Raw genomic sequence first — 4,284 nt, forward strand, 5'->3', positions numbered from 1 at the left:
AAACCGCCCAGCTAGAATTCAGATTCCTGGAGACACCGGAAAAGACCCGGCAGCTTGTAAGCAAGATCGACGGTATTCTCGGGAAAGATCCTCTTGCTGCCATGGAGTCTGCGGCAGAGGGAGATACGACTGCTGTAGCCAAGGACGATACCTCTTCCCAGAAGGAGATGGAGGATGCGGTGGCGGATTTGTTTGATGAGACCGCGGACACGACTGAAGCGGCCACCGATTCAACCGATTCGCTGCTCCTCGATGATTTCGAGGAACCTGCATTCACAGCATTTTCCGGATATTTAGACCAGACAAGCCCGGAGAGTTACATAGTCTTCGCCGACGATGTTCCGCTCTTGAAGAAATACCTCGCATTGGAAAAAGTCCAGGCCGTAACGCCTCACGATAATGAATGGATGTGGGGTACACGCGATGAGTCCTTCCAGGGTCGCATGATGCGCCGTCTCTATCTCGCCAAGAAAAAGGTCGAGTTGACCGGTGACTGCCTTGTCAGCGCGACTCCCGGATACGACCAATACCGCAACCCGCAGGTCAATTTCAGACTCACGAAGGACTGCGGTTCGAAGTTTGCCAGAATCACCGGCCCGAACATCGGCAAACCGCTGGCGATCATCCTTGATGGTCAGGTTGAATCGGGTCCGAGGATCAATGATCGGATTCGTGATGAAGGAGTTATCACCATGGGTGGGGGCGCGTCGTTCGATGACGCAAACGATATGTCAATCGTGCTTCAGGCAGGTGCGCTTCCTGCGCCGGTTAGGATTGTCGAAAACAACGTCGTAGGACCGTCGCTCGGGAAGGATTCGATCAACAGCGGGTTCACTGCTTCGCTGGTCGGCCTGCTGGTTGTCGTACTCGTGATGGCGTTCTATTACAGGCTTTCTGGCCTCGTTGCCAATTTTGCGCTCGTATTCAATCTCTTTGTGTTGCTTTCAGTAATGTCTATGTTGAAAGCTACGCTTACCGTTCCCGGCATTGCAGGAATCATTCTGCTGGTCGGTATTTCGGTTGACGCGGCTGTGCTGATCTTTGAGCGCATTCGCGAGGAACTGGTTACCGGCAAGACAGTGCGCGCATCAATTGATGCCGGATATGACCGCGCCGCGGTTGCTATCATAGATTCGAATATTACAACGCTGATTGTGGCTGGGATTCTCTACGCGTTTGGTACCGGACCGGTCAAGGGATTCGCGGTGACACTTTCTATCGGTATTCTCGTTTCACTCTTCTCGGCACTGGTTGTGACGCGCACGATTTTCGAGTTCCGGAAGAGCTACAAAACGCTGAGCATATAAAGGAGCCTGTAGGATGTTCAGGATCATAAAGAGAACTAATATTGATTTCATCGGCCAGAGGAAAAAGGCCTACATAGCGTCCGGAATTCTCATCCTCCTCGGTGTAATCTGTTTCTTCGCCATCCTGTTCGGCAAAGCCAATCTTGGAATCGACTTTGCGGGCGGGACGATGGTGCAGGGATATTTCGAATCGCCGGTCGACATCGGCGAACTTCGCTCTGTACTGTCCGGGAGCGGATTCGAAGGCGCTTATATCACTGAGCTCACAGCGCACGAGCATCTGCACACTTTCCTGATTCGTGTAAAGGTCGGATCAGAGGGTGGCGAGACTGTTACCGAGCAGATCGTTGGTGCGTTCAGGACCAGTTTCCCGACCAACGCGTTTTCGCTTGATTCTGTCCACGAGGTTGGGCCGTCGATCGGACGCGAGCTCGAGAAGAAAGCGATCGTGATGGTCATATTGGCGATATGCGGCATTCTCGTTTATATCTGGATAAGGTTTGATCTCCGGTTCGGTGTTGCCGCGACTGTCGCCACATTCCATGACGTGCTCGCGGTGCTTGGTATATTCTTCGTACTCAATCGAGAGATATCTCTGCTCGTTGTTGTGGCGTTGTTGACTCTTGCGGGATATTCACTCACCGACTCGGTCGTTGTGTTCGACAGGATTCGCGAGAATCTCAAGACATTCCGCCGCAAAGGTGACTTTGTTGCGACGGTCAACGGCTCGGTTAACGAAGTGCTCGGTCGTACGCTGATGACATCGCTGACAACACTATCTGTCGTGATAGTGCTGTTTGTAGCGGGAGGGGAGATCCTCAGAGATTTCGCACTCGCGCTGATAATCGGTGTTATCGTCGGAACATACTCGTCGGTGTTTGTAGCCTCCCCGATTGTAGTCGAATGGGAGAACAAATCACCGAAGCGTTTCAAATAGACTGATAACGATTTTTGGGATATATGAAAGCCCCTCGTCGAGGGGCTTTTTCTGTGGCGACTGGTTGTACACAGATTAGATGACCGTAGGGAAGGGATTCCCGACGGCGCGGGATACAGCGCAAAGCGCTGTCATGCCGTTGAAAAACGGCATCTAGTAAGTAGCAGGATCATTGTCGAAACCACGCTCTGCGCTATGCGCCGAGCTCAGGGGTTTCAACCTACAAGCAGTAAACCGCGATCAGAGATCGCGGCCACGCAATTAAGCACCAGGGAAAACTCCGTGTGGATCGAGATTCGATTTCAGGTTGCGTTCGACATGTGAGAGAGAAGCATCCAGCGCGCCCCAGTGAGGTCTAATGATCGTAGGGCAGGATTCCCCGAAGCCTGCCATGGTGATACAGTTGGCCGGTGCGTTTTGTGATAAGCGGAGTGTTATCGATGTGATGAATCCGAATTGCCCTCTGCTGCCGACAAGCAATTTCGGCACATCATACCCTGCTACAGATTTCAATGTCACCGCGCCGACTCTGATCAACTTGCCGTACGGCGTCACAAATGCAAGCGATGGCACAGAGCGCTTGATCGGAACGGTCTCACCATCAAACTGTGCGGACAGACCGACTGCAACCGCGCCGCCAACAGTGCCGTCGTAATCGAGATTGCCGAACACAAACGAAAGCAGATTGTCTGTGACATGAGAATTCACATCGCGGAGTCTCATCACCGCACCGACTGTGATGTACAAATCATCCGGCGAGTAATCTATCAAGCTGTTGAGATGTTCTGACGAGGCTATCACGATGCTGTCATCGAAGTCACCAGCCTCGATATGTGACATCGATCCTGCGGGACATATCTTGAATTGATGCGCAATCGCCAACTCCACAAGCTTGACAATATGCTGCTCGTTATCTGGAGTGAATCGAATCGCACTGCCGTGTGCAGCTATCTCGTCATTGGGGAAGTGCTCTGAAAGGATTGATCTGATTCGGCTCATTTTGAATTGAGCGATTGTTCGTAAACGCGGTACGTCTTGTAGACTTTGCCGCCGAGCATCTTCGCGGCGCGATTCATGAGAACGTTGTCTTCGAGAATCCAGGACATCTCTCCCCAGCGATAGCCTTTGCCGACGCCGCGCTTGTATGTTTCGACGTAGAAGACTGCATCGATGCCCCGTTTCTGATAGGCGTGCTCGACACCGAGTGTGATGATTCGCACCGAGTCGATTTTATGCTTCACCTTTGTGTGCCATAGCAGTTTGAATATGCCGAGAGGGAAGAGCCGCCCGTTGGCGTACGGAAGAACCTGGTAGACATTCGGAAGGGTAAGAGAAAATCCTATCGGATTGCCATCGACCTCTGCGATCAGCACAAGGTCAGGATCGATGATCTGCTTCATGTCTTTCGCGATGTGAATGAACTCGTCGTCCGGCACCGGAATGAATCCCCAGTTCTTGCTCCAGGCAGAATTGTATATCTGGTTGATAACTCTCAGTTCCTGGTCGAACTTCTTCATGTTCACCGTGCGGATGGTGACATTCTCTTTCACTCTGATCTTCTCAGCAATCCGTACTAACCGCTCAGGAGGAGCATCCTCGTGAGTCATGTGATATGCGAGAAGGTCCTTGATCTTCGCGAATCCGAACTTCTCGTAGAAATCCGGGTAGTAGGGCGGGTTGTATGTCATGTTGACAACCGGAGGAAGATCGAAAGCATCGATTAGCGCACCAACCTCATAGTTGGTGGACAGGTTGACTGGTCCGCGCATCTTCTCCATGCCTTCGCTCTTCAGATAGATCATAGCAGTCTTCAGCAACTTGCGAGCAACGGAATAGTCATTGATCGACTCGAAGAATCCGAAGAACCCGACCTTCTCTTCATGGAACTCGTTATGGTTTCGATTGACGATTGCAGCTATCCTGCCGACATTTTCTCCGCCGTGGCGCGCAATGTATGTCTTCACACTTGCATAACGGAAGAATGGGTTCTTCTTCGGGTTGAGCATGTCTCTTTGCGCCGAAATTAGAGGAGGCACCCAG

4 protein-coding genes are annotated in these 4,284 nt (G+C 51.8%); 2 read left to right on the forward strand and 2 right to left on the reverse strand.

Annotation, left to right across the window (positions count from 1 at the left end; translation table 11 throughout):
- The coding region (gene secD, locus KKH67_00790; protein ID MBU1317708.1) for a protein translocase subunit SecD at window positions 1–1,307 on the forward strand (1,307 nt) is incomplete at its 5' end.
- A 13-nt stretch (window positions 1,308–1,320) separates the two neighbouring features.
- Entirely contained in the window at window positions 1,321–2,244 is a 924-nt protein-coding gene (secF, locus tag KKH67_00795) for a protein translocase subunit SecF (protein MBU1317709.1), read from the forward strand.
- A 261-nt stretch (window positions 2,245–2,505) separates the two neighbouring features.
- Here the strand turns inward: secF and KKH67_00800 are convergent, their stop codons facing one another.
- Window positions 2,506–3,243: an FAD-binding oxidoreductase gene (locus tag KKH67_00800; GenBank protein ID MBU1317710.1), complete on the reverse strand. Its 738-nt coding sequence runs from the start codon at window positions 3,241–3,243 to the stop codon at window positions 2,506–2,508.
- Window positions 3,240–4,284: N-acetyltransferase (locus KKH67_00805; GenBank protein MBU1317711.1), on the reverse strand; the 1,045-nt coding region annotated here is incomplete at its 5' end. The genes KKH67_00805 and KKH67_00800, both read right to left, overlap by 4 nt.

Source organism: Candidatus Zixiibacteriota bacterium (genome assembly GCA_018820315.1).
GTDB lineage: Bacteria > Zixibacteria > MSB-5A5 > JAABVY01 > JAHJOQ01 > JAHJOQ01.